The organism is Niallia sp. NCCP-28, from assembly GCF_023168165.1.
Classification (GTDB): Bacteria; Bacillota; Bacilli; order Bacillales; family Cytobacillaceae; genus Niallia.
The window spans coordinates 438,436-465,279 of record NZ_BQYJ01000004.1; the positions used below are offsets into that span (position 1 = coordinate 438,436).

At 35.7% G+C, this 26,844-nt stretch carries 25 protein-coding genes; 6 read left to right on the forward strand and 19 right to left on the reverse strand.

The features are described from left to right. Nucleotides 1-126: 126 nt before the first annotated feature. The 7 genes from NCCP28_RS14665 to NCCP28_RS14695 all read right to left on the reverse strand — a co-directional run bounded on the left by NCCP28_RS14665 (nt 127) and on the right by NCCP28_RS14695 (nt 6,799). Complete coding sequence (locus NCCP28_RS14665; protein ID WP_248562145.1) at nt 127-945, reverse strand: fructoselysine 6-kinase; 819 nt, start codon at nt 943-945, stop codon at nt 127-129. Between the two features lie 13 nt (nt 946-958). Then, nucleotides 959-1,927 carry an SIS domain-containing protein gene (locus tag NCCP28_RS14670; RefSeq protein WP_248562146.1) on the reverse strand — a complete coding sequence of 323 codons (969 nt, stop codon included), beginning with the start codon at nt 1,925-1,927 and terminating at the stop codon, nt 959-961. Nucleotides 1,928-3,011: 1,084 nt separating this feature from the next. After that, a complete protein-coding gene (locus tag NCCP28_RS14675) occupies nt 3,012-3,911 on the reverse strand; it encodes a hypothetical protein (protein ID WP_248562147.1) in 900 nt (299 codons plus the stop codon). A 300-nt stretch (nt 3,912-4,211) separates the two neighbouring features. Continuing rightward, the gene (locus NCCP28_RS14680) at nt 4,212-5,288 is read right to left on the reverse strand and encodes an NAD(P)/FAD-dependent oxidoreductase (protein ID WP_248562148.1); all 1,077 of its coding nucleotides are present in this window, start codon (nt 5,286-5,288) and stop codon (nt 4,212-4,214) included. Further along, nucleotides 5,275-5,559, reverse strand: a complete 285-nt coding sequence (locus tag NCCP28_RS14685; protein WP_248562149.1) for a (2Fe-2S)-binding protein — start codon at nt 5,557-5,559, stop codon at nt 5,275-5,277. The genes NCCP28_RS14680 and NCCP28_RS14685 overlap by 14 nt, the downstream gene beginning before the upstream one ends. A gap of 24 nt (nt 5,560-5,583) precedes the next feature. Then, nucleotides 5,584-6,501, reverse strand: coding sequence for an NAD(P)/FAD-dependent oxidoreductase (locus NCCP28_RS14690; RefSeq protein WP_248562150.1), 918 nt, complete (start codon nt 6,499-6,501; stop codon nt 5,584-5,586). Continuing rightward, nucleotides 6,494-6,799, reverse strand: coding sequence for a 2Fe-2S iron-sulfur cluster-binding protein (locus NCCP28_RS14695; RefSeq protein WP_248562220.1), 306 nt, complete (start codon nt 6,797-6,799; stop codon nt 6,494-6,496). The genes NCCP28_RS14690 and NCCP28_RS14695 overlap by 8 nt, the downstream gene beginning before the upstream one ends. A 469-nt stretch (nt 6,800-7,268) precedes the next feature. Here NCCP28_RS14695 and NCCP28_RS14700 point away from each other — a divergent pair, with 469 nt between their 5' ends. Further along, nucleotides 7,269-7,445 (forward strand): hypothetical protein, encoded by a 177-nt coding sequence (locus NCCP28_RS14700; RefSeq protein ID WP_248562151.1) that lies wholly within the window; start codon nt 7,269-7,271, stop codon nt 7,443-7,445. Between the two features lie 195 nt (nt 7,446-7,640). Here NCCP28_RS14700 and sinI read toward each other — a convergent pair whose 3' ends face one another. The 3 genes from sinI to NCCP28_RS14715 all read right to left on the reverse strand — a co-directional run bounded on the left by sinI (nt 7,641) and on the right by NCCP28_RS14715 (nt 8,743). Beyond that, nucleotides 7,641-7,757 (reverse strand): DNA-binding anti-repressor SinI, encoded by a 117-nt coding sequence (sinI, locus tag NCCP28_RS14705; protein WP_248562152.1) that lies wholly within the window; start codon nt 7,755-7,757, stop codon nt 7,641-7,643. 177 nt (nt 7,758-7,934) lie between these two features. Continuing rightward, nucleotides 7,935-8,150 carry a hypothetical protein gene (locus tag NCCP28_RS14710; RefSeq protein ID WP_248562153.1) on the reverse strand — a complete coding sequence of 72 codons (216 nt, stop codon included), beginning with the start codon at nt 8,148-8,150 and terminating at the stop codon, nt 7,935-7,937. Next, on the reverse strand, nt 8,147-8,743 hold the full coding sequence (locus NCCP28_RS14715) for a TetR/AcrR family transcriptional regulator (protein ID WP_248562154.1): 597 nt from the start codon (nt 8,741-8,743) through the stop codon (nt 8,147-8,149). The genes NCCP28_RS14710 and NCCP28_RS14715 overlap by 4 nt, the downstream gene beginning before the upstream one ends. Before the next feature lie 275 nt (nt 8,744-9,018). On the opposite strand from NCCP28_RS14715, the gene NCCP28_RS14720 reads away from it, so the two are divergent. The 4 genes from NCCP28_RS14720 (at nt 9,019) to NCCP28_RS14735 (ending at nt 13,913) form a co-directional block, all read left to right on the forward strand. Next, complete coding sequence (locus tag NCCP28_RS14720; protein ID WP_248562221.1) at nt 9,019-10,476, forward strand: DHA2 family efflux MFS transporter permease subunit; 1,458 nt, start codon at nt 9,019-9,021, stop codon at nt 10,474-10,476. Nucleotides 10,477-10,870: 394 nt separating this feature from the next. Further along, on the forward strand, nt 10,871-11,791 hold the full coding sequence (locus NCCP28_RS14725; RefSeq protein WP_248562155.1) for a bifunctional helix-turn-helix transcriptional regulator/GNAT family N-acetyltransferase: 921 nt from the start codon (nt 10,871-10,873) through the stop codon (nt 11,789-11,791). Nucleotides 11,792-12,220: 429 nt separating this feature from the next. Beyond that, entirely contained in the window at nt 12,221-12,805 is a 585-nt protein-coding gene (locus NCCP28_RS14730; RefSeq protein ID WP_248562156.1) for a WxL domain-containing protein, read from the forward strand. Between the two features lie 70 nt (nt 12,806-12,875). Then, nucleotides 12,876-13,913 carry a WxL protein host-binding domain-containing protein gene (locus NCCP28_RS14735; protein ID WP_248562157.1) on the forward strand — a complete coding sequence of 346 codons (1,038 nt, stop codon included), beginning with the start codon at nt 12,876-12,878 and terminating at the stop codon, nt 13,911-13,913. A gap of 256 nt (nt 13,914-14,169) precedes the next feature. Here the strand turns inward: NCCP28_RS14735 and NCCP28_RS14740 are convergent, their stop codons facing one another. The 7 genes from NCCP28_RS14740 to NCCP28_RS14770 all read right to left on the reverse strand — a co-directional run bounded on the left by NCCP28_RS14740 (nt 14,170) and on the right by NCCP28_RS14770 (nt 23,129). Next, complete coding sequence (locus tag NCCP28_RS14740) at nt 14,170-15,201, reverse strand: LacI family DNA-binding transcriptional regulator (protein ID WP_248562158.1); 1,032 nt, start codon at nt 15,199-15,201, stop codon at nt 14,170-14,172. A 42-nt stretch (nt 15,202-15,243) separates the two neighbouring features. Then, nucleotides 15,244-15,912 carry a beta-phosphoglucomutase gene (gene pgmB, locus NCCP28_RS14745; RefSeq protein ID WP_248562222.1) on the reverse strand — a complete coding sequence of 223 codons (669 nt, stop codon included), beginning with the start codon at nt 15,910-15,912 and terminating at the stop codon, nt 15,244-15,246. Between the two features lie 24 nt (nt 15,913-15,936). Further along, on the reverse strand, nt 15,937-16,764 hold the full coding sequence (locus tag NCCP28_RS14750) for a carbohydrate ABC transporter permease (RefSeq protein ID WP_248562159.1): 828 nt from the start codon (nt 16,762-16,764) through the stop codon (nt 15,937-15,939). Between the two features lie 5 nt (nt 16,765-16,769). Further along, nucleotides 16,770-17,651: a carbohydrate ABC transporter permease gene (locus NCCP28_RS14755; protein ID WP_248562160.1), complete on the reverse strand. Its 882-nt coding sequence runs from the start codon at nt 17,649-17,651 to the stop codon at nt 16,770-16,772. A 113-nt stretch (nt 17,652-17,764) separates the two neighbouring features. Next, nucleotides 17,765-19,015, reverse strand: coding sequence for a sugar ABC transporter substrate-binding protein (locus NCCP28_RS14760; protein ID WP_248562161.1), 1,251 nt, complete (start codon nt 19,013-19,015; stop codon nt 17,765-17,767). A gap of 27 nt (nt 19,016-19,042) precedes the next feature. Continuing rightward, on the reverse strand, nt 19,043-21,391 hold the full coding sequence (locus tag NCCP28_RS14765) for a glycoside hydrolase family 65 protein (protein ID WP_248562162.1): 2,349 nt from the start codon (nt 21,389-21,391) through the stop codon (nt 19,043-19,045). A gap of 400 nt (nt 21,392-21,791) precedes the next feature. After that, nucleotides 21,792-23,129, reverse strand: coding sequence for a UDP-glucose dehydrogenase family protein (locus NCCP28_RS14770; protein WP_248562163.1), 1,338 nt, complete (start codon nt 23,127-23,129; stop codon nt 21,792-21,794). A gap of 330 nt (nt 23,130-23,459) precedes the next feature. Between NCCP28_RS14770 and NCCP28_RS14775 the strand changes: the two genes are divergently transcribed. Beyond that, entirely contained in the window at nt 23,460-24,233 is a 774-nt protein-coding gene (locus NCCP28_RS14775) for a DUF2628 domain-containing protein (RefSeq protein WP_248562164.1), read from the forward strand. Nucleotides 24,234-24,390: 157 nt separating this feature from the next. On the opposite strand, the gene NCCP28_RS14780 is transcribed toward NCCP28_RS14775, so the two are convergent. Further along, nucleotides 24,391-25,491: a diguanylate cyclase gene (locus tag NCCP28_RS14780; RefSeq protein WP_248562165.1), complete on the reverse strand. Its 1,101-nt coding sequence runs from the start codon at nt 25,489-25,491 to the stop codon at nt 24,391-24,393. A 470-nt stretch (nt 25,492-25,961) separates the two neighbouring features. Further along, a complete protein-coding gene (locus tag NCCP28_RS14785; protein ID WP_248562166.1) occupies nt 25,962-26,792 on the reverse strand; it encodes an AraC family transcriptional regulator in 831 nt (276 codons plus the stop codon). Nucleotides 26,793-26,844 lie beyond the last annotated feature (52 nt).

The window sequence follows — 26,844 nt, forward strand, 5'->3', positions numbered from 1 at the left end:
CAAAACTAGAATGCTGCCCTATGCCTAAAGCATCTCTTCTTTGTTTTTTTCCAAAAGACTAAGTAAATCGATATAAAAATGCCCTGTTGACCGAGTCCTATTTTCTGAATGGCTCGCTTTAATATTTCACTCGTATACTATTCCGTATCCAAATGAGCCTTCAACCAGACAGCTATTTGCCGCAAAGGATGCAGCTTCTTTCATGGATGACATAATATTCCCATCTTTTAAATAATGAAGCAAAAACGCCGTGATAAATGAGTCGCCAGCTCCCATTGTGTCCTTGACTTCCACATATTCAGGATTTTGATAATAAAATTGCGTACCGTCATATGCTATCGTTCTTTCACTTCCACGTGTTGCTAGGAGTATTTGTCCTTTTTTCTTAAAATTAGACTTAATAAATGTATGTGTTTCCTCATCTGACATATGGCTGCAGGAAAAGAAAGCAAAGTCTATATAAGAAATATATGAATCAATGTCCGCTTGTGTGAAGTCATCAGAAAAGTCAAAAGACAATGGTCTGCCCAACTCTTTAATTTCTGGCAGCAGATGAACTGTATGACTATATAATCCTGTATGAATAACGGCAAATTCCTTAATGTACACCTTATCTTCTTCTGTTAACTTTAGTAAATTCTCACGTGTAACTCCACCATCATTGCTGCCAAGAAAAACCCTGTCGCCATTCTCCAATGTGACACGAGCACATCCATTTTCCCCAGTAGCATGTCTGCATCTTGAAATATCAATTTGCAGTTCCTTTAAAACACTCTCTACATATTCTGCTTCTTTATCATTCCCAAATGTACCAATAAAGGCAGATTCCACGCCCTTTTTTTGAGCAAAAACACTAAAATTTAGAGCATTCCCACCAGGATACATTGTTTTGAGATGGACATATTTATCTACTACATTATCACCTATACCCAAAACTTTCATCATGCTTCACCTCTGCTTAGTATGCAACCTTCCCCATATAACGACGCGTTTCTAATGGATGTTCGCGCACTTCTGCTAACGCTTCACGATAGACGCATAAAATGCTGTAGAATAATACTGGATTAAAGAACTCTACCACTTCTTCCTGAATTTTGCTAATGCCTAATTCTTTTGCATCTACTACTTCTACTTTTTCTGCATATTGATTTAAGAATTTCAGTGCCCGCTCATCTAATGTTCGTGTACGTCCCTCATTCATCATTAAGATAAAAGGTGTTTCTTTATCCGTTACTTCAAATGGGCCATGGAAGTATTCTCCAGAATGGATAGGTGCAGCATTCAGCCATTGCATTTCCATTAGCGAACAAATAGAAAAGCCATAAGCATGACCATAAGATGCGCCACTTGATAAAACATAAAACAAATCTTCATTCTGATATTTATCAGCAAAAACCTTTGCTCTTCCCTTGACTAGCTTCTCGCCCTTTTTTATAATGCCATTAATTTTTTCCATGCCATCTTTAAATGCTTTATAATATTCATATCCTTCTGTCACGTTTAGGATCTCTACAGTAATTCCTAAAATAATGGCCATTGGATTGTTTTTCACATCACTATCAGCGCCCCATTCATATAAAAAGGCATGATCTGAATATTTCAGCAATGCAGCATCCTGGTTGTGGGTTAATCCAATTGTATAAGCTCCACGTTCCTTAGCCACTTTAGCGGCTTCCACTGATTCTGGTGTATTGCCGCCATGTGAGCAAACAATAACAACAGAATCTTTATTTAATCGTTTTGGTGTAGCATGCACAAATTCATTAGCTGTATATAGCCCTGCAACAATCTTATTTGCTTCACTTTCAAGAAAATATTTAGATGCATACATATCTACCAAAGAACCGCCGCATGCCACCAAATATACTTCCGAAATGCCTTTTTCCGTTTCTCCATTAATAGCACTGACCACTTTTGATACTTCCATTTTTATCGCTCCTTATTATACACTTCACCGAATAATACGTATTAATACGTATTATATTTGTAAATTTACTATAACGTCTTTTCATTGACATCGTCAAGAGTATATTTTATTTTTCATCATCTTGCTCCCAGCTATAAAAATATTGTATAAAGTGAATCTTCAATCAGTGAGAGTTTTCCCCCTCACTGATTGTCAGTTGAACCAATCGGGTCTTTACGGGCTAGTTTCTACCACCTAGATTTCTTATTTCTTCTCATCTCTTGAGGTGAGGGTCAAAAGCCCGTTAATGCCGGATAAAGTATGCAAAAAAATGAAGATTATCTCTTCATAAGCGCAGACATATGCAGAATTATTGCTGACAGCAGGTTTTGGGATAATCGATACTTCCCTACCGTTTCACCATAAGCTTTTTTCTTAATAAAGATGTTCCAAGTACTTCAGCAATTCTATTATGCTAAAGTTTATCTACCCAATTGTTCTTAACAAAGAATTTTGTCGAATCATTTATGCGTTTTACCGAATGGATTGTAGTATAATTTACTTATCATGAAATAATTAGCAGATATAGCAATTTTTTCACAAGAACGAAACAATTAACTAAAAATGATTTTAGTCATTAAAGTATTGTAGTTCTATTGGGAGGCGAATTAAAATGTCAAAAATTAAATCTCTATTTTGTTTATTTAAACGAAAACATAAGTACAGCTATTATAATGATTATTGCATTAGATGCGGCAAAAAGAAATCTAGTCATTAACTAGCAGTTTGTACTGGGCATTTATTCTATCGATCTTTACAGCAACTATATGACTATACTTTCTGCACTTAATCATTTTTGCCAAGTATTAAACAACCCGCCTTTTAAAATGGAGAATAAAAGCAGTAAGAACAGATATAAAATAATCTGCCCTTGCTGCTTTTTTCATAGCTTTTGTTATCCTGAAAAAATATCTTAAATAGGATTTAAACCAAAGAGAATTTTTTTATTACAAACTAGCTCTAGCTTCTTATTATTCATTTTTCATATCGCTTTATTTACGTTCTTCATTCCTTAGTACAAACCTTTAATCTACCTGAAGAATATTTACATGGATTTTCCTCTTTTTAGTTTTCGATAAATCACTTTTGTTATCTTACAAACTTCATCATAAGCTAAACCACCTCCAGTTCCTAAACCTTGTGTATGTATAACGACTGTTCTTTGATTATTATAAGAGAATTCTCCATATAGACCTTTTAGCTTTCCATTAAATCCAAATGGGTTCAGATCAGCTTGAAACTCTCTTTCAAAGAAATCTTTTAATGAATCGGAATCATTATCTTTTTGAAAGTTGCCTGTACAAAATATTACTTTTTTCGGATATTCTTTTAATAAATCAGCCAATATTTCTTCTCGTTTTTTTCTCCATGCAGCAAAACCAGGGTTTTCAAGACGTACAGTCTTTTCGAAAACATTTTTATAATCAGATTTTTTCAGTTCCGTATAAGGCCAACTCTGTGCTGCTCTTAAAAGCGGCTGATAGTGTGATAAAGCTGTTTTCCAGTTGGAAATTCTTGTGTAGCTATACATATCCTCATAAGAATCATTTAATTTATTTTTGACATCTTCAGAAATTTCGTCTGCTCCTTTAAACCATTTATCAATACTTGCCATACTATTTATACGGAGAGCCTCTTCCAAAGCAAACAGCATACGAGCAGGATATTTTACAACGTCCGGAAATCTATTCGTATATTTTTCTTCTTCTCCAAAAAGTTTCCTCTTTATTTCCCCCGCTTTTTTTGCAGACGGATGCCAGTACCCATTCAACCGCTTCTCCCCATCCAGCCAATATTCTTTCTCTAGCCCAAAATAATTGATTCTTGCATCCAGCTCCTGTTCAAGTTTCTCATTATTTGCTCCTTCATGTTTACTTATCACTAAAAACTCCGCATTACGAAAATCGCCATATCCTAAAAAAGAATGTAATGGATTTAAATCCAAATCAATCACTCCTAATCTGTTAAAATGCTAACTCAAAAACTACTTTCATTATCCTATAAACTCCCATTTTTTCCTATCCAAAGGAGTTTTCAGGTAATTCACGTTATCTCCTCTATAACTGCCTATGAAGTTGCTTCAACTTCTTCTATTTTTGCTGCGATTTTTTTCTATTTTATTGCACTTTTTTAATAGTTTGCTCCGTTTTTTTTAATAGCTACTTTTCGGCAAAAATCGCCATCTCTCAACCTAAATTAAAAAACTGCAAACAATGACTCGTCACTGCTTGCAGCTTCCTCCATTTTATCTTAAAAAACGATTTACATGATATTTGCTATAGTCTATAGATGTTTTTTTATAAAGAATCAAATCAGAAATGATATTCCCAATCAACGGAGATAAGGTCATTCCACTGTGCATACAGGCGACATATAAGTTTGCTTTCCCGTCCACTTCTCCAAGTATTGGAAAGCCATCCTCAGGAATCGCTCTTAAGCCTGAAAAACTGCGAATAACCATAGCATCTTTTAAAGCTGGAATAATTTTCACTGCCCTTTTTGCAGTCTCTTCCACTTTATCAAAAGTGGACCGCTTATCAAAACCCGCTTCCTGTTCTGTAAAATCACTTAATACTTCTCCATTTTTTAATTGGCGCATTCCCATAATGACATGCTTAAATAATGGCTGCATTTGCTCTGTCACCAATATTTGACCTCTGACTGGCTTTACTGGAATATGAACATCAAACAGCTCTCCCACTTCTTTTGACCATGTTCCAGATGCAATAACAACATGCTTCGCAAACAGCTTCTCTCCCTGATTTGTTGTAAGAATATAACCATCTTTTTGCCTTTTCACCTTTATTACCTTGTTATAGAAATAATAATGAACGCCATTTTCTTGTGCTGCATTCATATACCTTTCTACTAAGCGAAAAGGATGAACACTTCCATCTATCGGACTATACGTAGCACCCACTACTTCTGATGATATTTCTGGTTCAATCTCCAGCACTTCCTCTCGGGTCAGCACCTGAACAGGAATTCCAGCTTGCTGCTGCTCTTCTGCTAGACAAATAGCATCAGCAAGTGCGTCCTTCTCAAAAATTGGCACAATTCCTCCTTGCTGCATATATTCAAAATCGCCAATCTCCTTTTGAAGATTTGGATACAAGTCCGAGCTTTGTTTATTAAAAAGAGCATAACTGGCAGGCTTTTTAGAATGCACCCATATCCAAGCCTGTGTAGCGCCAGATGTTCCACTTAAAGGAAAATCTTTTTCCATAACGGCTATTTCCTTTTCCCCTTTTTTCGATAAATGATACGCAATGCTGTTCCCGATAACACCCCCGCCAATAATCACTGTATTATATGTCTTCACCTGCATCTCCCCCAGTTAACAGCGTACTTAATACAACCGGCCTAATCGGCATCCTCGGACGATGTATGCCAATATCGCCATAAGATTTCCCCGTCGTTTCATGGATCATTTCTACCATTAAATCCGAGCAGATTTTTGCCTGGCAGACTCCTGAACCACATCTTGTTAGCCGCTTAATATCATTGGGAGTATGAGCGCCTTTTGAAATCGCAGCCTTCACATCCTTTACTGTCACATCTTCACATCTGCATACAATAATTGAATCCTTCACTAGTTACCTCTCCCCCCAGTTGCTTTAGGCTTTTTCAGCGATAGATGCTGCCGCAATTTCTGCAGATGCTAATATAGCTTCATAAGATGTAAAACCGGCAGATGCTCCAGCAACAAATACATTTTCAATAGAAGTTTCCATCTTTTCATCATAGCTTGGCACAAATGATTGCAGCTTCTCGCTATACTGTATATCACAGTCAAAAATGGACAATGTTTCTAGAACAGGACTTCTTCCTCCATCTGTGCAAATAAAATCCGCCTCTATTTCAAATAGTTGGCCATTGCAAAGTGCAACAGCTAATGAACCCACTTTATTCCCTTTAGACAAAGCTGTTACCTCTTGTACATGAAAAACAGGTATAGAACCAAATGATAGATTTTCACTGCTGTCATCCCCAGAAACCAGAATTGCCTCCACTTTAATGCCTGTTTTATCAAATAACTCTACTAATCCAAGTGTAAAAGAACTAACTCCATAAATTACTGCACGTTTTCCTGGCCGCACAAAATCTCGATTAATAAACTGCTGTGCTGCTTCTATCGTCATCACACCTGGCAAAGTCCAGCCATCAAATATAACAGGCTTTTCTGATGCACCGGTCGCAATAACGATATTTTTTGCTTTTATTCTCCTGATTTTCTCCTTATGTACAACGCTGACATCACGGTTCTCATATAATCCAATGACAGTATGATCCAACATCACTTCCACACTATACTGATTAAGTTTTTGCAGCCATTTATCTACCAGCTCAAATCCTCTTAATTTTTCTCCATTTGATAAGGAAGAAATTTGCTGTGTTTGATAAGCTGCCTTCCCTCCAATGTACGGCGACTCTTCCACTAAGATAACCTGGATCTGCTGTTTTGCCAGCTCTGTTGCTGTAACTATTCCCGCAATTCCACCACCTATTACTAATACTTGCGTTTCTTTACACATATTCTTTTCTCCCGATCTTTGGTTTTGCCGCACACCTTTCAATCATCATTCCATTAGCAATTAGTGTCTTTGACGCTAGCACTCTTTCTTTTTTATTAACCAACACATAACATGTTTCACTTCGCGGCTCATAAGAATAAACGCCTCTAGGGTTGCCTCCTTTGCTATCTGCGAGATGGTATATCCCATTCATCAACAACGCTCCGGCAATCGTTTGATGGGCATATCCTGTTAATTTTTTATTGTCAAAAACGAACTCTACCTCTTTTTTTTCTATAGAGAAAAAAGGATGTTTCACTAAATCCAATATAATCACCTCGAATTTATTTTTTAGTAGAATGCCAAATCTTGAAATATGTATATTACACTGATTCTGGAAAGTATAAATCTTCTAGGAGTTATGAATAAAGAGGGAAAAATATAAAGGAAATTAGAATACTGATTTACTGCTTTTTTAAGATATTCTTATTCTAATAGCTTCATATCTGAATTGTCTAATAATTAAACTTGATAATTATTCCATTTATTTGCTAGAGAAATAAATATAGTAGATATAGCTTTCATAAAAGCATTGGAGGGAAGCGCAATCATCCTATAGGCAAGCAGTTTAGCCCCGATTCTCCCCGACAATTTTAGCGTAGCTATTATTTTTATTCTATTTATCTAGTAAATCCATTTTTTCATCATTTTTTTCTTATTTTGACGTATAATTTAATAGAAAGAGAATATATTTTATTAAACTATACTTTAAAGGTGGTTGGATTATTATGAACTATAAATATTTATTGTTTTGTACTTCCTGTGGCTGCCCTACAGAAATACCAACACATATATTAAATCAGTATATCTCCAATCATGCCGTTAAAGTAATCTATTGCCATACATGCCAGGGAGCAAATAAAATCCCTGATTATTTGCAGAAAATAGCAAGTGAATTGAAGTAAAACAGAAGAATAAGGAGCGTAAATGAAAATTAATTTAAATTTACCATTTTTCCACTAAAGGCAGCCCCATTCATTTATATAGAAAAGGGGCTGTTGTCATGCGAGAAAAGATAAGAAGTCTTCTGCTGATAAATGGTATAGCGGAATGATCGATTTTTTTATTTCATTAATAAAAAAAGACCCCTTATAAGGAATCTAATTTTTTGCAAGAAATGCCAAAACTTCTTCTATAGAAATGCCTAAATCCCGAGCTTCTAAAATCAACTCTAGCCATTCTTTATCTAGTTCTTCTTCTTCCAGAATCTTTCTCATTATGTATCCTCCTAAAATAGTCATTATTTTAGGTAGCTCAGCTGTCTTATTTATTACAATAACTATATTCAGGTAACTTAGCGTTCCAATTTCAAGAAAATAACTTGCTCCCAATCCGAAAACACTAGTTCTATTTTACTATCTAATATATCCAAAAACAAATAAATATCGTTCGTATTATTTCGACAAAACTCTACAATCCCCTTCTAATTGAAACAGCAATTCTCCCTCTATTTTATCTATATAATATTCCGCAACAAGTCCTATATGGCCTGCTCCAGCCACAGTGATCGTATAGATAGTGCCTCTCCAACCACTTTTCACCTCAATTAATTGCCGTTCTTGATTTCTCCTGCCCTTCTTCAAGAAAGTTTTTTCAATAATTGTATTCAATCCCCTGTCATATTTAATCTCTCATGATGAAGCAAAGAAAATTGTTTAGCTAGAAAAGCTGGCGTATATGGCATATCATTTTGAAGCCAAGCAATGATTGTGCCTATCAAAGCTGCCGAATCGTACCATACTAAAATGTCCTTTTGAACGCCTGCTGATAAAAAATTGCTCCCCCTCTTTTCTATCCTTGCAACTATTATATCTCTTAAAAATAATAATAAACGGTCTCTAAAAATGGGTATTCGCTTAGATGCAAGGATTACCTTATAAAAATTCGCATGTTCGGCTATATGCTCAAGAAACTTTACCATCATGCTCCAATCTCCCTCTTCACCTGCTTTATGGTTCCGTGGTATTTGATTTAAAACCATCGAAATATCCTCAATCATATCGTCCGCCATTTTTTCAAGCATATCTGGAATATCACGATAATGGAGATAAAAGGTCACTCGGTTAATCGTTGCGCGCTCCGCCAAACGATTTACAGATATTTTTTGAATATCCATTTCTTGAATCAATTCAATAAAGGCATCTCTAAGCAATTTCCTAGTGCGAAGTATACGAGGATCTATATGATCTTTTTTATTGTCCATTCTATCCCTTTCCCTTCCTTATCCATAACAAGCTACATTTTTAAGAATTGCGTCGTAAATCCCAAAGATAAACGACAAAAAAAACATGTATGTAAACTAATTTACAATTTATCAATATGTGTAGCTTGTAAATACCATTTATAGTACTTATAATCTCATTTATACAATGTCAATTATACAACACACTGTAAATTTAATCGAAGATAGATTTGAAAGGATGAATTCGATTGACTAAAAATGCAACTATAAATGGTTCTATAAAAAAGGGACCTATTATGTTCATTATGATTATGGGGGCTTTTCTTGCGACGTTTAATCAAACGATTATGAGCGTTGCCATCCCAGAATTAATGAACGATTTTGATATCCTTGCTTCAACGGCCCAGTGGCTGACAACAGGCTACATGCTGGTAAATGGCGTTTTGATTCCAATCACCGCTTTTTTAATGCAGCGCTTTACCACTCGCCAACTATTTCAAAGTTCCATGATTATTTTTCTTATTGGGACGATTGTATCAGCCATCGCAGCTAATTTTCCTGTCTTGCTGACTGGCCGGCTCATTCAAGCAGCTGGCGCTGGAATTATTATGCCGCTGCTTATGAATGTTGTCTTATCTCTTTTCCCTCCTGAGAAAAGGGGATCGGCTATGGGAATGGTAGGGCTTGCTATTATTTTTGCTCCTGCCATTGGACCAACACTTACCGGTTATGTTCTTGAGAATTTCCCTTGGCAAACCATGTTTTACGGAATGATTCCCTTTACTGTCATTATTATTATCTGCGGTCAGATTTACTTGAAAAATGTGTCGGAAACTATCCGCACAAAGGTTGATTTTATTAGTGTCATCCTTTCAACAATCGGATTTGGCGCTCTATTGTATGGCTTCAGCGTAGCAGGCAATGAGGGCTGGTCCAGTGCAATAGTAATAGTTTCTCTAATTGCGGGAGTCCTTTCCCTTGGACTGTTTACTTGGAGACAATTGGTTTCCGCTAATCCACTTCTTGATCTGCGGGCCTTTAAATACAATATGTTTTCCTTGACTACTATCATTAATATCGGAGTTACCATGATGATGTATGCAGATATGATGCTGCTGCCTCTCTACCTTCAGAATGCCCGCGGTTTTACCGCTTTAGAATCAGGTCTCTTGATGCTTCCTGGAGCACTTCTGATGGGCTTATTAAGTCCGGCCGTCGGAAAACTATTTGATAGATTCGGGGCGAAATGGCTTTCTATTATCGGCATAGCCATTATTATCATTACGACTTTCAGCTTTATCGATTTGACGGACTCTACCAGCTATACGTATCTTATCCTAATGTCTACAGGTCGACGCATTGGAATGGCTCTATTTATTATGCCTATCCAGACTGCAGGTTTAAATCAATTGCCGTCTAGGCTTAATGCACACGGCACAGCCATCTCCAACACTATTAGACAAGTGGCTGGCGCCGTTGGTACTTCTCTGTTGGTGACCATAATGACAAACAGCACTAAAACGCACCTTCAAGATGCAATGGCAGGGGGAGCAAGCGGGGCAACACAAGAACATATGCTTATGGAAGCTTCTATCCAGGGAATAAATGATGCGTATTTCGTTGTTCTTATCATCGGCTTTATCAGCTTACTGCTTGCCTTCTTTATCAAACGTGTTGAGCAGGCTGCAGAAGAATACTCCAGCAAAAAAGAAAGCAAAGAAAACCTAACAAAAATGAGAGATGCCCTTGACTGAATCAGTTCTCCCCCTTTCACTAAAGGATCTCAAGGGAGAAATGCTTGACGTTAAACGAAACAAAAAGAAGTTTCCTTCCTAATTTTTTATATGTCTTAAGGAGCGCTAGGCTTGCAAAAGCTTCAGGTGCTCCTCTTTTCTTATTGGACACTAACCTCTAAAGGAAATAGCAGCACAATCAAATCGTTTCCTTTTAGCGGCTGCATTACATCAAAAAATAATTCCGTTCACTAATAACTTCCTTTCTACAAGGCAAATCCCTCATTTTATCCTTATAAGGATTCTGACTTCGTAACCAAGAGCTACCGATTATTTTATATAGTTGACTAAGTCAACTATATTCCTTTATACTATTATTAATTTCATTTTTCAGAATATAAGGGGGGGCGTACTTATGGAATCCATTCATTATGTAGAAAAAATCCGTAAATTCAACAGACATTATGCAAATGTTCTTGGAAAAATCGATCAGGAAATTTATCATCAACCGTTTCCCTTAACAGAGGCCAGGATTATAACAGAAATCTATTACAGAGATGGCTGTACAGCAACTGAAGCCAGAGAAAACCTTGGAATTGACCGAGGCTATATGAGCCGAATTGTGCAGCGATTTGAAAATGAAAATATCATCACAAAAAAACAGTTAACGGAAGATAAACGTCAGTATTCACTCCATCTAACCGAATACGGCAAAAAAATTTTCAACGACTTGGTCAGTAACGCAAATGACGAAGTGAATAAAATGATTAAACACTTATCGCAAAAGGACCTATCAAAACTTGTCACATCCATGGAAACGATTGAATCAATAAATTCGAAAGAACAATTCTCCCAATCAGAAGTCATTATTCGACCGTTTCAGCCTGGAGATGCTGGATATGTTGCTCATCTTCATGGAAAATTATATGAAAAGACATATCAGTTTGGACAGATATTTGAATATTACGTTATGAAAGGTTTAAGCGAATTTCTGATTGATACAGAAGGCGGTGAACTATGGATTGCGGAGGTCAATGGCGAAAGTGTAGGCTCCATTGCCATAACAAAATCTAGTGATACAGCAGCACAGCTAAGATGGTTTATTTTAGATGAAAATTACCAAGGCATGGGAATAGGAAAAAAACTCATAGAGACAGCCCTTCAATTCTGCAAAGAACAAAACTATCAGCATGTGTACTTATGGACAGTAAGCATTTTAGAAGCAGCTCGTTATCTTTATCAAAAATTTAATTTTATACGAACAGAAGAAAAACCAAATCAGGAATGGAACGGAACAACATTAATAGAAGAACGCTGGGATCTCGACCTTTCTTAATAAAAAAGCTAAAATGGGGAAAAAAAGGACCAGTACTCATTATCTCTGAGAATAATTTTAGAATTATTTATACAGGGAAGACAGCCATCGCTTAGATTAGACCGCGATGACTGTTTATCCCTATTGAATGTTTTACTGCTTGTATTTCAATTCAACCAAATCCACTTTTAATTGCTGTCAGAACTTCCTTAATGTCTTATCCAATATGATGGGCCAGCCCCACATAAACAACACTTCCAAATTAATCCCCTTTTGGCATCAAAATCTATCTTTCTAACTTTCTTAAAATCTCTTATGATGAGATAGTTGATGAAATTCAATTCCCTTCTAACTTTTTGAGAAGTGGGTTCGAGCCAAATCGACAAATTATTTTTGTTGTTTAATAGTTCGTTTTAACATTCTCAATTTATATCTAGGGGGAATTCATTAATGAAAAATAAATCTTTATTATCAAAAGCTATTGCATTTTCTGCTGCATTTACTATTGCTGCTACAGCATTCAGCACAACATCTTTCGCAAGTACAACATCCTCATCTGTAACAGGTGGCAATCTATCAGGTGGTAATATAACATTCGAACCACTTTCTGCAACTCTAAACGGCAGCCAGGTAAGTTCATTGGCAAACTGGAGTATTACAGATATTACGGATGCAAGAGGAACAGGTGCGGGCTGGAACATTTCATTGACCCTTTCACAATTCAAAGAAGTGGATGGTAATGGTGATTACGTATCTGGCGGAAAGGAACTTGCTGCTAATTCCCTTAAAGTATCAACAATCCCAACAATTGCACAGGTAGATGCTACTTCTTCTGATGTCTCAACTATTACGCCTGTTGTTGCAGGCACATCATTAGATACAGAAAGTGCCATAAAAATATTGACTGCACAAACAGATGGCGGAATGGGTTCATATACTTTCGGCAACTTAGGTGTAGAACTAACGATTCCTGCTAACGCTTATGCAAAAACTTACAAAACAGAAGCGACTGTAACTTTAAATACAGCTCCTTAATAGATGTTTATTTTTTAAGAAGTCCTCCCATACTAAGGAGGACTTTTTATGTTAGGAGCGTAATTATGGTATGAAACGAAAAAATATTCTTATAATACTACTATTGCCTCTCTTTCTCTTATCATTCCCTTCTTTCGGGGTTTATTCAGAGAAAAATGAGCTGGAATTTCGTGTGGAACCAATCTTCCCTAAATCTCAAATTGGAAATTCAGGGTATTATCATTTTAAAGAGACACCTAATAAAACTGTAACTTTACAAGCAAGGGTGAAAAATGACAGTAAAAATCCCTTGGAATTAACACTTCAAGCTTTAAACGCTTACAGTGGAAATCAAGGCATTCTTTATGGAGAGAAACCAGTTCTTGAAGGAACGAATATCACTAAAGATGAATTTCAATTTAAGAAGGTTGTAACAAGTCCTAACGAAATCTCATTAGGTCCTTTGGAGTCGAAAGTCATTGAGTTTACAGTAAAGATACCTGATATTAAAGGCACTTTACTTGGAAGCATAGAGTTCCGTCTTTTTAAAGGAACAGAAGAACTAACCGGAAAAAACGAAAATTCACAGTTATTGGTTGACCAGTATAAAGCAGTGAATATTGGGGTTCAAATAGATGTAGAGGATTATAAAACAACACCTTCCTTGCACCTAGGAAAACCACACTTTTCTCCTGAGCAAATCTCCATCATGATTCCGATGGAAAATAAACAACCTGCTATTATTTCAAATATTCAAGGAACCTATAAAATCACTAAAAATGATGATGATGCTTTCTTACTGACAGGTGACATCCCGACATTCAGCATGGCTCCAATGACTGTCTTTTTTTATCCGATTCAGTGGACAGGATCCCCTTTAGAAACAGGAACATACCATATCGCCTCCACGCTTACTGTCAATGGGAATGCCAAAAAAAACTTAGAGCACTCATTTAAAATTGAAAATAAAGAAATAAAGGAAACACAAGAAAAACAGAAAGCACGAGGAGAAATACAGGTGAAGTCCAATACCTTTCCATGGATGATAGTGCTAATTGGTATATTGGTGCTTATTATTGTTGGTTTGCTGTGGGTAGTGCTGCGTTTAAAACCGCAAAAAAAGGAATGAACGCAAATATCCATGACAATTTTCAGTTAAAGAAAAGAGATGATACAGAGTTTTTCCTCCTGGATAACTAAAAGAATAAAAGCACAGCCTACTTAAGCAGCTGTGCTTTTATCCCCTTTGTTATTAGTCAAAAGGAAGGGTTTCTTATTTAGTCCAATACCTCAATAGTAATAGGATCAGCTTGCCTTCAATCATCAAATGGCAGAATTTATCGGCTGACTTCTCAGTTTGCCCTTACTAGAGGTTTGCCCCCACATTAAAGCTTTAATCTTTTAACACTTTCCCTCTCAATAATTTCATGCTCAATATAAACCTTTTTCCCTATTAAACGGTCATCATGATTATCCATCATTTGCTGAAGCAATAAGGCCGCTTGTTTCCCTATTTCAAAAAAATCTTGTTTGACAGTTGTCAGCAGCGGCTGTGTATACTCTGTAATAATAAGTCCATCAAATCCTGTAATAGAAATATCCTCAGGAATTCTCAAGCCTGCTTCTTTTACTGCTTTCATAACGCCAAATGCCATTAAATCGCTAAAACATAAAAATGCAGTAGGAACTTTTTGCTTTAAATATTCCTTCGTTCTTTCATATGCCAATTCCTCAGAAAAGTCAGCATATAGAACATCTTCTTCTTTTAGTTCTAATTTATTTGATTGAAATGCCGCAAGCACTCCTTCAATCCTTTGGCTATTGACTACTGTTTCTACCTTTCCAGCAATTACTGCAATATCTCGATGATTTCGTTCAATTAGATAATTAGCAATATCACGGCTTGCTTCAAAATTATTTGTAGAAACATTGGAGATTAGACCATTGTTGCTATTAGTGCTTATATCTATTAACACACAAGGTATCTTTGTATCGACTAAATCCTGAAAGTATGGATCATTAACACTAATTCCTTGCAAAATAGCGCCGCCAATATTTCGTTCCCTGCAAAACTGTGTGTAGCTCTTCTGTTTTTGCCTGTTTGTATCTGTAAAAAAATAAGCTAGTTCGTATTGATTATCTTCGACAGCACTATAAGCACCTTTAAATAGATTAAATGCATTGTAATTATCCTTTCCATTCATATCTAGGAAACCCGATGTAATCATCCCAATAGTCAACCGTTTTTTAGAGGAAAGATTTTTAGCGATAACATTTGGTGTATAGTTCATTTCTGCTGCCACTTCTAAAATTCTCTTTCTCGTCTTATCGCTGATATCTGGATAATTATTAAATGCTTTAGATACGATGCCTATGGAAACTCCAGCTGCCTTTGCAACATCCTTAATCGTTGCCAACCTTACTCACCTTCTTCTATTTTCGTCCTCTTTAAAACTTTCCTAATCATTATGACAATATGCTTCGTATACTTCATTCCAAATCAATTCACTAGTGTCTTTTAGCACTAAATCAGCGCCAGCCTGTTTCATTATCTCCATTGTACCTACTCCAACAGCGTACATACCAGCTTTTTTTATCGCTTCAATTCCTGCCTCAGAATCCTCCACTCCAATACACTCAATCGGCTTCACACATAACGTTTCTGCCGCTTTTAAGAATATATCTGGAGCCGGTTTTCCACTTGGCACAGAATCAGGATTAACAATTGTATCAAAGTAGTTTGTGATTTGTAAATAATTTAAAATGGCAGGACCATTTTTGCTTGCTGAAGCTAAACCAATTTTAATATTTCTTTCCTTTAACGTATCTAAGCATTCTCTAATCCCAGGATAAATGTTCTCTGGTTTTAAGTAGGCAAGCAACTGTTTGTATTCTTCATTTTTTTTAAAAGCCAACTCCTCTTTTTCTTCCTCTGTATATTTATCAATAGCATCTCCATGACGGAGAATTCTATTTAAGCTGTCCATTCTGCTTATCCCTTTTAATGTTTCATTAAATTCTTTATCAAAATCTATAGAAATAGAGTTGGCTAAATTCTTCCATGCTTGAAAATGCAGTTCTGCTGTATCTGTAATAACCCCATCTAAATCAAAAATTACCGCTTTAATCATCTAAATCCCCTCTTTCCAAACCTACTTAACTCCAGTAGTCTGATCATTTTTTGTTATAAAATATTTATTTAACAGGAAGTAGATGACAAAAATAGGGATAATAGAAATGATTGATCCCGCCATTATTACATCCCATTGTGTTGAATTCTTAAATGTTTTTGATAATGCATTTAACCCTTGTGTAAGCAGGTATTTATCTGGACTTGAAAGAAATAATAATGGTTTCATAAATTCATTCCAAACCCCCATAAATACGAATACACCTTGTGTCGCAATGGCCGCCTTGGCATTTGGGAGCACCACACGAATGAATGTTCCGAATTTGGTCAAGCCATCCATTTCTGCCGCTTCTTCCACATCACGAGGGAAGTTTATAAAAAATTGTCTCATCATAAACATATAGCCAATATTAATCATCGTCGTAAAAATAATCGACCAATAAGAATTTATTAATCCTAAATTAGATATAACAATATACAGGGGGATCATTGTTACCTGGGAAGGAATCATAATTAAAACCAACAGCAAACTAAACAAAACCTTCCGTCCTTTAAAGTCAATTCTCGCAAGGGCATATCCTGCCATCGTATTAAAGAAAATATTAAAAATAGTGGTCAAAAAAGCAACGATTAAAGAGTTGCTTATCCATTTTGGAAACTGTGAATCAAATATTTTTTCATATCCTCCTAAACTCCATGTTTCAGGCAAAAATGTCCCTCCCCCTGCAATTTCAGCTGTAGTTTTAAAGGAGGTAAGGATACTCCAAACAAATGGAGCAAGCGTTATAATAGAGTAAATAATCAATAATGCATATACCGTTATTTTTAGGGTTCTGTTATTTTTCTTCATTATAATCACCCGTTCACTTGATCTGCTTTTGTAATCTTATTTACAATAAATGTTACAGTAAAAATAATTAATCCTAGTAAAAATGCCATAGCTGTTGCACGTCCCATATCATTGCTGGAGAAGGCTAATTGATAAATATACAACGAGAAGGTTAAAGTAGAGTTCTGCGGTCCGCCAGTTCCATTCGAAATAATAAATGCCTGGTCAAATACTTGGAAACACCCTACAAGCCCCATTGTTATAACATAAAACGTAATGGGCATTAGCTGAGGAACTGTCACATGCAAAAATTGCTTCACTTTATTTGCTCCATCAATGGAGGCTGCTTCGTACAAACTGTCAGGAATATCTTGTAGACTTGACAGAAAAACAACCATAAAATGAGGAATCGTTGAAAATATATTCATGGCCATAATAACAACTAAAGCTAAATCCGGATTTGTTAAGAACTGAACTTGTATGCCAAAATACGTTTGAATAAAGTTTGTTATTAATCCATTATTATTGAATAGCCACATAAAAATTAAAGTCATGGCAGATGAAGATGTTAGGGTTGGTATAAACATAATCGTTAAAAATAATCTATTGAATTGGATTCTACTATTTAGCAACGATGCTAAAATCATAGCAATAATTGTTTGAATAGGAACAACTACTCCCACATAGGTAGATGTATTTTTGAAGGCCGCCCAAAATTTAGGGTCATCAAACAGTTTTAAAAAGTTGTCGAATCCTATATAAGTTCTTGTTCCCGATAAAAGATCTACCTTAAAAAACATCATAAAAAACGCATATGCTATTGGGACGATAGTGAACACAAGAATAACAATTAGTGCAGGCAGCATAAAGGAATATCCTTGCATATTACGGTGACTTTTTTTGCCCACTTTACTCCACCTCTTTATTAGTGAAAAACCTTTGAATTTTGATTAATGCGCTTACCTTCCATCTATACAGTAACAGCTAGGGAGGCTATATTTTTACATAGCCTCCAAAATGATTATTGTTGACGTTCTATCTCACTATTTGCTTCTTTTTCTGCATCCTTCATTGCTTGATCAACTGACTTATCTCCATTAATTGCTGCTATGAACTGATTATCAAATGCAGTAGCAATAACTGGAAGATTAATGCCAGAAGACCAAACTGTTCCATAACTTGCACCTGCTATATGTGCTTTTAGCACATCTTCGCTTTCAATATCCATCTCTTTTGCAATAGATTGACGAGTAGGGAAAGTTCCGGAAATTTCACTCCATTGCTTTTGGCCTTCACCAGTCATATAATTAACAAATTCAATAGCTGCTTCTTTTTTCTTTGTGTCTTTTGCAATAGCATATCCAACAGTAAATGTCATGGACTGCTCTTTACCATTAACAGTTGGAGCTGGCATTACTTGATAGTTAACATCTGAATAATCTTGTCTTAATGCACTCAATACCCAGTTTCCTTCAATCATAATGGCTGCTTTATTTAAGCCAAATGCCGCACCAGCTGAATCCATGCCAAGATCAATTTGAGGATTCTTTAGATACCCTTCTTTATTGCCATCTACAATACTTTTCAGAAAACTAATCGCTTCTTTGCTAGATGTAAAATCTGCTAAATTATCTTCCGTTACTGGATTTAAGCCACTTGCTATTAAACTACTCATATTCCTAGCAAAAGTTGCATCAAATATAACTGCAGCTTGGTCCTTCGCTAATTTTTTTTGAAGTTCCTCTGCAAATTTCACTAGTCCTTTCCAATCCTTTGGGACATCTTCCACAGAATACCCAGCTTTTGATAACATATCAGTATTTACATACATGGCAAGAGTAGAATAGTCTTTTGGCACTGCATATAATTTTCCATCTGGATCTTTAAAGGCATCCAATACAGGCTGATAAAAATCATCTTGATTTTCTACATCTTCCGTAATATCTTCCAAAACTCCGCTTTTAATAAATTTCGGAGCTGCAAATGCCTCCATATTAAACACATCAGGCGGGTTCTTCGCAGCAAATCGTGCTGTTAATGCATCTTGGAAGTTATCTTGTATTACTTCTATATTTACTTCAATGTTCTTTTCTTTTTCAAAGCTTTCTACTGTTTTTTCTAAGCCCTCCGTCTCGCTTGGCGAAGATCCCCAAACAGCTAGAGTAATAGAGTCTTTATCTGTTGAAGTGGACGTCTTTTCATTACTAGAACTGCAAGCAGCCAAACCAAATACTAATGCAGAAGCCATTGCGAAAGAAGCAAGTTTTTTCATAAATTATTCCTCCAATTAGATGATTTTTTATTGAACAACTTTATTGGATAAGCTAATTTCTATTTCACCATGGCCTTCATACTTCTTGCCAAATGTTTCAAATGCAATTGGTTCCTTGCACTCTAATTTCAACATGTCCTTTGTAATCTTAATGGCCACTTTCTGCCCTTTCCAAAAAATATTAAAGTTCATCTCTTTCCAATGTTTTGGCAAGGTTGGATTAATGCGAAGTTTGCCATCTAATACCCGAACTCCAGCAAAACCCAGCACAGCCGCCATCCAAATTCCCCCGATTGATGCAGCATGAACTCCATGATCGGAGGAATCCATTTTTGGCCCAAGATCAATTTCTGCCGCTCTTCTGAATAGTGCGTATGCCATTTCATCTTCGCCTAAATCATTCGCTAGGATAGAATGGGAAGATAAACTTAAAGAAGAATCATGCAATGTTCTTGGTTCATAGTAGCTAAAATTCGCTTTTTTCACTTCTGTTGTAAAGTTTTTCTCCAATAATAGCTGCAGAATAACTACATCTGCTTGTTTCGTTATTTGCATTTGATTAACTTGTTCCAAATTATAATCATCAAACAAACTTCCGACTTTTTTCTGGTTCTTATATTTTGTTAAATCTATTTCTTTTAACTGTAAGTACTGATCATCCTGCGGAATAACCAAATCTTCTTTTCGCGGCTGCGGCAAATAGATTTGGTTCACTATATCCTGCCAGTTTTTATAAGCTTCAACTAAATCTAATTGTTGATTTAGTTTTGCAAGCATTCCTTCCTTACTATTGGCTAGATCACGATAATATTTCATAGCCAGCTGGATATTATGATGTGCCATATGATTAGTAAAAGCGTTATTATTCACATGCTCTTTATACTCATCTGGACCTACTACTTCATTAATGTGGTATTCTTGCTTTTCTTCCTTCCACTCTAAACGACTTGCCCAGAACTTAGCCGTATCGAAAATCATTTCATAGCCGTAATCATTCATAAACTCCTCGTCGCCTGTGATGGTATAGTATTGATCTACAGCTAAAGCAATGTCAGAAGTAATATGCTGCTCAATAAATCCAGACCAGATTTTTGTCTGCTCTCCTGTCACAATATCAACAGCACCCCATACTGGCGTTACTTCTCCATCTGTTGGCCAAGCTGCTTCCCAAGGATACATTGCCCCTTCATATCCATTTTCATGAGCCTTCTTCCTTGCACCCACCAATCCAAGATAGCGATATTTTAATAATGATTTTGCTATTGCTGGATTGCTGTATATAAAGAATGGCAAAATAAATACTTCCGTATCCCAGAAAGAATGACCTTTGTATCCTTCTCCACTTAATGCTTTTGCTCCAATGCCCATTCTTTCATCATGTGCTGGAGTCATGATCGTTAAATGATACAAAGCAAAGCGCAACGCTAACTGATCATAAGAATCCTCACTCGTAATCTCCAAGCTATATTTATTCCAGACCTTTTTTTCCCAAGCATTCACATGTTCTTGAAATAAATTCTTATACCCTTTAGCAAAATTATCCCGCAAGTCTTGAAGGGAATATTCGCGAAGCTTTGTTAAATCATAAGTTGGAGTATCAAATTCTTTATCCCTGCTCGTATAAATGGCAGTGATTTTTTCCATTTCCAATGTATTTCCTGGCTGTATTTTATAGCTATATGTCAGCCAAACTTTACGACGATCCATTTTCATGATAGGCTCTTGAATTTCATTGCCGTCAACAGATACTTTATGGGCTGTATTAATCACTACATCGATTTTTGATTCTGTTGTTGTTTGAATAAGCTGGACAAATCGCTTATCAAATATTCTTCGTTCCCCCTCATGAAAATGTTGAGATCCTGAATTGCTCATTTGTGCATTAATTCCAGAATCAACAGAAAACTCTACTTCATCCTTTGGAGAATGCACTTCCATCTTCATGCCAATAATATGCAGATTATCAAGCGATACAAATCTTCGAAATGTAAATTGAAGTTCTTTCCCTTTTGGAGAAACCCAAGTAATCTCTCTCGACAATTCTGCAGTTTTTAAATTCAACTGGCGAATATACTCTTTTGTTTCGCCGAACTCAAGACTGAAACGCTCTCCATCTACTCGAATGGCAAGCTGAACAACATCCGCCAAGTTAGGAAGCTCTGTTACCTCATTCTCATCGAATTTATTAAAGGTACCGCTTACAAATAAATTTCTTACTTCCTTTAAATATTGTTCCTCTGCGGCAGAACGCAACCCCATATAACCATTTCCTAAATACATAATCGATTCGCATTTTCCTAACGCATCAGGAGAGAATTTTCTTTCTGAAACAATCCAATTTCTATATTCATCCTGACCTAAAGCATAATCCATCATTATCAAATAACCCCTTCCGAAAACGTTTTAGTTTTACATTAAAAAAAGATAGTGAAATTATCTTTACGAAAACGTTTTTGTTAAGTTTTAAAAAAAATTATCTTTATTCATAAAAAATAATTTTTGCTTTCACTAATTTTACGAAAACGTTTTTGTTTTTCTCTAAAAAAACTTAACTGCATTTGAAACGCTTACAAAAATAATATAATATACCCTCTTTCATCTGTCAATAAGTTTTACTATTTTTTACATAGAATAAAAGATGCTTTCTTCTATACCATTGATACACATGCCAGAACGCAAGTAATACTACTTCTATATTTACAAAAAATATCATCCTTGCACTAAAGGCAGCATAAGTATCAAAATACCTCTACCGCCTTTATTATGCCTGATTATTTTATACTTTTACCTGTTCAACGACAGCAGCCGCCTTCACTTCCGGCCGCCCAATCGATTGATAATTAATCCCTGCTGCTTTTGCTTCTGTTAATGAAAAACAATTGCGCCCATCGTAAACAAACGGCGTTTTCATCTTTTCTCGGAATACTTTCATATCCATTGTTTTGATTTCTTCCCATTCTGTAAAGATAAAACATAGGTCCGCATCCTCCAATGCCTCTTCTGGAGTTTCTTCATAAACCACACCTGTTGGATAAACCTTCTTAAAGTTCTCCACACCAATAGGATCATAAGCATAAACTTGTGCACCTTCATTTAATAACAAACGAATATTAGGAATAGATGGAGCTTCTCTTAAGTCATCTGTTCCTGGTTTAAAAGTTAAACCTAATACAGCAATTTTTAAGCCTTGGAAAGAAGCAAAGTCTTTTCTTGCCTTTTTCATCAGCTTAAACTTTTGCTTTTCATTTACTTCAATCGCAGCTTTTACTGTACGCAGAACATAACCTTCTTCTTCGGATAGCCAGTGCAAGGCTTTTGTGTCTTTCGGGAAACAAGATCCGCCGTAGCCAATCCCGGGGTTTAAAAATTTATCGCCAATCCGAGCGTCATAGCTCATCCCAGTGGTTACCTCCTCAATATTCGCTCCAACTGCTTCACAAAGGTTGGCAATATCATTTATAAAGGAGATTTTTAAAGCTAAAAAGTCATTCGAAGCATACTTCACCATTTCCGCACTGCGGCGACTCATCGTCAAAATAGGCTGATTAAATGGCGCATAGATAGCTGTTAAAACTTGTTTAGCCTGTTCACTCTCTACTCCAATAACGATGCGAGAAGCATGCAGCGTATCTCTTACGGCTGTTCCTTGAGCAAGAAACTCTGGATTAGATGCGACTTCCACCTTCACCTTATGTTGTAAATGGTTTTTAATAAACACTTCGACCTTATCATTTGTGCCCATCGGGACCGTTGATTTAATGACAACTAAGCAATCATGTGTAATAGTTTCCGCAATTTGGCGAGCTGCTGTATAAATAAAGTTTAAATTAGCGGAACCATCTTCATTTTCAGGTGTACCTACCCCAAGAAAAATGACATCTGCATCACAATAGGCATTTTTATAATCTGTCGTAAAAGACAACTTATCTGCATTCATATTCTTCCTAATCAATTCATTGAGACCAGGCTCATAAATAGGAGATATTCCTTTCTCCAACAGAGCAATCTTATCTTCTATAAAATCGACACAAGTAACCTTATGCCCCGCTTCTGCCAAACAAACACCTGTAACTAAACCCACATAACCTGCTCCAGCGATCACAATTTTAGTCAATGTCTCCAGCCCCTTTTCCTCTAAAAAGTTATCTCTAGAGTAGCATAGGCTTCGTCCATTATTTTATTATTAGGAAAATTTAAACAGAAACTTTACAATCTTAATAATTCTCTAAAATAGCTGGATATGAATTTAGCAAAATCCTCATTTTATATAAAGTGAAACTTCAATCAGTGAGGGTTTTACTGCCCGTTAATGCGTGATAAATGCTAGGCATCTGATGCTATGCCACTAAAACCCTAATTACAAAAATAAAATTTCAAAATATTAGTAATCATGTATAATAGTAGAAGTATTTTTTAGACTTATAGCAGCATTGGAGGTTATTAATTGGAAGAAACACATTCAGAGGGAATCATTTCCTTTTCAGAACAACATCGAGTCACACAAAGCAATACCTCCTACTATGATTTTAAATGGGGAAAAGTAAAAGACCCCTCAAAAAATAATAGTTGGAACTGGGCAGCTTTTTTCCTGACAACCATTTGGCTTGCTTATAGAAAAATGTATAAACCATTTCTTCTCTTTTGCGCAATTGAATTGATTTGGTTGGCGTTGTCCTTTTGTGCAGATATTCCACTCTGGGCAGATTTCATCTTCTATGGCATTACTTCTTTCCTTGTTGGCTTCTATGCAAATCGTTGGTACTTTAAACATACTAACTATTTATTGGAAAAAGCGAACAAACAGCCCAGACATCTGCAAGAAGCTTATTTGCGGACAAAAGGTGGAGCACATATCGGCATTGCAATAGGATGGACATTACTTGGTGGAGCTGTTTATTTCGCTGCCGATTATGGACTGTCTTATCTGCCGACCGAAACAAATGTAAAAGATATCATGAGGTACAGTGAAGAAGCTCCTACATTAGAGTCCTATAATGATCATCCTAAATGGCAATATCTAAAAAAAGAAGGCCGCTACCATATCGTTCAATTCACAGGCTATGATTATACGTATAAAGAACATGTACGCATTCTTTTCCATGTCTACTTGGACAAACAAATCTATGAGTGGAATAGCGTTTATATTAACGACGAAAGGCTAAGCAAAGAAGATGCCATAGAGTATGAGTATTGGATTCAAGAAGATTCCGATTCTTAAATAAACAAAAAAGTGACGATGAATTGTCAAAATTCCTATTTACCAAGCAATTCCAAGCATTTTTAGAAATTGCCAAAAGCCTAAGTTAGATTTTCCTAACTCAGGCTTTTACGGGCAAGTTTCTCCCCACCATTTAGATGGAGGAGCTTGCTGCCCTTTAATGCGTGATGAATTTTTCATTGCTGTAATTACTGATAGAGTAAATTTGGTTTCTTCCCCTGTTTTTGGCAATATATAAAGCTCTATCTGCCCATTTAATGAGTTCAGTTGGAGTTATGGCACTTTCCGTTTTAGTCACCACCCCCACTGATATGGTTACTTTAATAATTATTTCTTGACCAAGAATAAACTTATGCCCTTCCACTTTTTTTCTGATACGTTCGGCTATATAGTTAGACTGCAAGGTGCTTGTATCTAACAACAAAACAGCGAACTCCTCTCCCCCATTACGAAATATTAAATCATTGCCGCGAACTGATTCTTTGAGAATTTTCGCTAATTCCTTTAAAACAAAATCGCCAGCGGGATGACCATATGTATCATTTATTTGTTTAAAATAATCAACATCCAGATATAATAAAGATAAATTTCTGCTTTTTGAGTTTGAATGAGCTAAAGTTTCGCTTAATAAAGAATCAAATTCCCGAGGATTCTTTAGACCTGTAAGAAAATCTGTAGAAGCCTGTCTTTTATGTTCATAACTTAAATAGGCGGATTTTCTGATATATTCAACGGACTGATAAGCTATAAAACCGCCTATTAAAGAAAAAAACCAATTTAAAACAATAATATGCGGATAATGCGGCAGATGGTTAACACGGCTATAGAGGAGAAGAGAAAAAATAAACGTGCTTAACATCACCATAATTAACCATTTTCTTTTTCTTGTTATCCTTAATTTACTTATTATCCCCATTAATATGCCAATAATGATTGTAACGACTAAAACAGAACTAATATTGAAATTATATCCTATCAAAAATCTCCCTACGGAAATTACTAAGGAAGAACAAACGCTCGATAGAAACCCGCCATAGATTGCAGCTACGATAATAGCTATCTGCCGTAAATCAATAATGACATTTTCATCAATCTGTATACTAAATTGCATTAGGATAACACCAAAAATACCTGTAAGCAGACCAAGCAATACCCTTTCTTTAAAACGTTCTATAATATGAGGATTTTTAAAAAACATCCCACCTAAAAAACAAGAAGCCAACATAATACATATGTGGATAAATAAATCTCGAATCAATTTTTTCCTCCAAAATAAACTTTTATTTTTTGTATTCCCTATTAAATAGTTAACTATGCCATAATTTCTTTACATATCAAAGGATTTTTCCAAACAAAAGTAAAAAGCTGGTTCTTCAACCAGCATTCCATAATTAAGAGGGACAATGGTGCATAAAAAACGAGATTCATTACGTCAGACTCACCGCTGCTAAATAGAAGAATCAGCTTTAAAAGGAATAAATATGCATCATGTTATTGTTCACCAAATATTACATATATCAAAGTGCTCTATACTAATATCATCCATTCATTTTTTCCTATACAATAATTTCTGCGATTGGCAAATTCCTTATCAATGGAATAATTTCCTTTATCTCTTATTTATCAGCTTTCTTCTCCTTTTTCAGCATGCAAAAGCATCTTTTTTCCATTCAAAAATGGAGGATAGGTTATGCCCTCGAATTGATTACAAAAATCTATCCAAAACGGTTAAAATTGTATATCTCTAAATTTTTTAGGAGATAGATTAGTATGCTTTTTAAATATTTGTATAAAATGTGGGACACTGTTAAACCCATTAGCATAAGCAACTTCTTGAACAGATAAGCTTGTGTTATGTAAAAGCTTTTTTGCATTATTGATGCGATAGTTGATTAAGTACTGATACGGGGAACAGTTCATATGTTTTTTAAAAATCCTGGAAAAATGGTAGGGACTTAACCTGGCGCGGTCAGCTAAATCATTTAAAGTTATTGGATCTTGATAGTGACTCTCAAGGTATTTGACGACACTTCTAATCATGCTTAGTTGGACTTCATCTGCCTGATTCGATAGATTCTTTAATTCATAAAGAATTTTATGAATCATGATGGACACCGCATCTTCATCTATTCTGTCGTTCTCAGCCATGTTTAAAATACTAGTCATACAATCATCAATCACAAAATTATTGATAATCGAATAAACGCATCCATTGTTATTAAAGAGTTGTTCAAAATAGTCGTCACTTGCATTTCCTGAAAAGTGAAACCAATCAAAAATCGTATCTTCTTCTGTCCGGTATAAATGCGGTTTATAACAGTTCAGGAAAACAAAGGTATTCTCTGTAGCGATAAATTCTTTATCTTCATATTCAATCCTCATTTTTCCTTTCCTAATATGCATAAACAGATAACTATTCCAATTGTGCCGCTCAATAACATATTCATTTGTACAATAGAAAGTGCCTGAATAAATCAAGTAGAAAAGCGCCTTCACAGAAAAATCACTGGACATATGAAAAAACATCTTGGACTCTGGCAATACCCCTTTTTCAATCATATCAACACCCTTTTCTGATTGTTCCTGCTTTTTAGGAGCTTGTTGAACAACA

Excerpts from the sequence above, each read along its gene's own strand:
- NCCP28_RS14665 (WP_248562145.1), bottom strand. The coding sequence starts at position 945 with ATGATGAAAGTTTTGGGTATAGGTGATAATGTAGTAGATAAATATGTC.
- NCCP28_RS14690 (WP_248562150.1), bottom strand. The coding sequence starts at position 6,501 with ATGTGTAAAGAAACGCAAGTATTAGTAATAGGTGGTGGAATTGCGGGA.
- NCCP28_RS14715 (WP_248562154.1), bottom strand. The coding sequence starts at position 8,743 with ATGGACAATAAAAAAGATCATATAGATCCTCGTATACTTCGCACTAGG.
- NCCP28_RS14730 (WP_248562156.1), top strand. The coding sequence starts at position 12,221 with ATGAAAAATAAATCTTTATTATCAAAAGCTATTGCATTTTCTGCTGCA.
- NCCP28_RS14735 (WP_248562157.1), top strand. The coding sequence starts at position 12,876 with ATGAAACGAAAAAATATTCTTATAATACTACTATTGCCTCTCTTTCTC.
- NCCP28_RS14765 (WP_248562162.1), bottom strand. The coding sequence starts at position 21,391 with ATGATGGATTATGCTTTAGGTCAGGATGAATATAGAAATTGGATTGTT.
- NCCP28_RS14700 (WP_248562151.1), top strand. The coding sequence starts at position 7,269 with ATGAACTATAAATATTTATTGTTTTGTACTTCCTGTGGCTGCCCTACA.
- NCCP28_RS14725 (WP_248562155.1), top strand. The coding sequence starts at position 10,871 with ATGGAATCCATTCATTATGTAGAAAAAATCCGTAAATTCAACAGACAT.
- NCCP28_RS14720 (WP_248562221.1), top strand. The coding sequence starts at position 9,019 with ATGTTCATTATGATTATGGGGGCTTTTCTTGCGACGTTTAATCAAACG.
- NCCP28_RS14670 (WP_248562146.1), bottom strand. The coding sequence starts at position 1,927 with ATGGAAGTATCAAAAGTGGTCAGTGCTATTAATGGAGAAACGGAAAAA.
- sinI (WP_248562152.1), bottom strand. The coding sequence starts at position 7,757 with ATGAGAAAGATTCTGGAAGAAGAAGAACTAGATAAAGAATGGCTAGAG.
- NCCP28_RS14750 (WP_248562159.1), bottom strand. The coding sequence starts at position 16,764 with ATGAAGAAAAATAACAGAACCCTAAAAATAACGGTATATGCATTATTG.
- NCCP28_RS14785 (WP_248562166.1), bottom strand. The coding sequence starts at position 26,792 with ATGATTGAAAAAGGGGTATTGCCAGAGTCCAAGATGTTTTTTCATATG.
- NCCP28_RS14760 (WP_248562161.1), bottom strand. The coding sequence starts at position 19,015 with ATGAAAAAACTTGCTTCTTTCGCAATGGCTTCTGCATTAGTATTTGGT.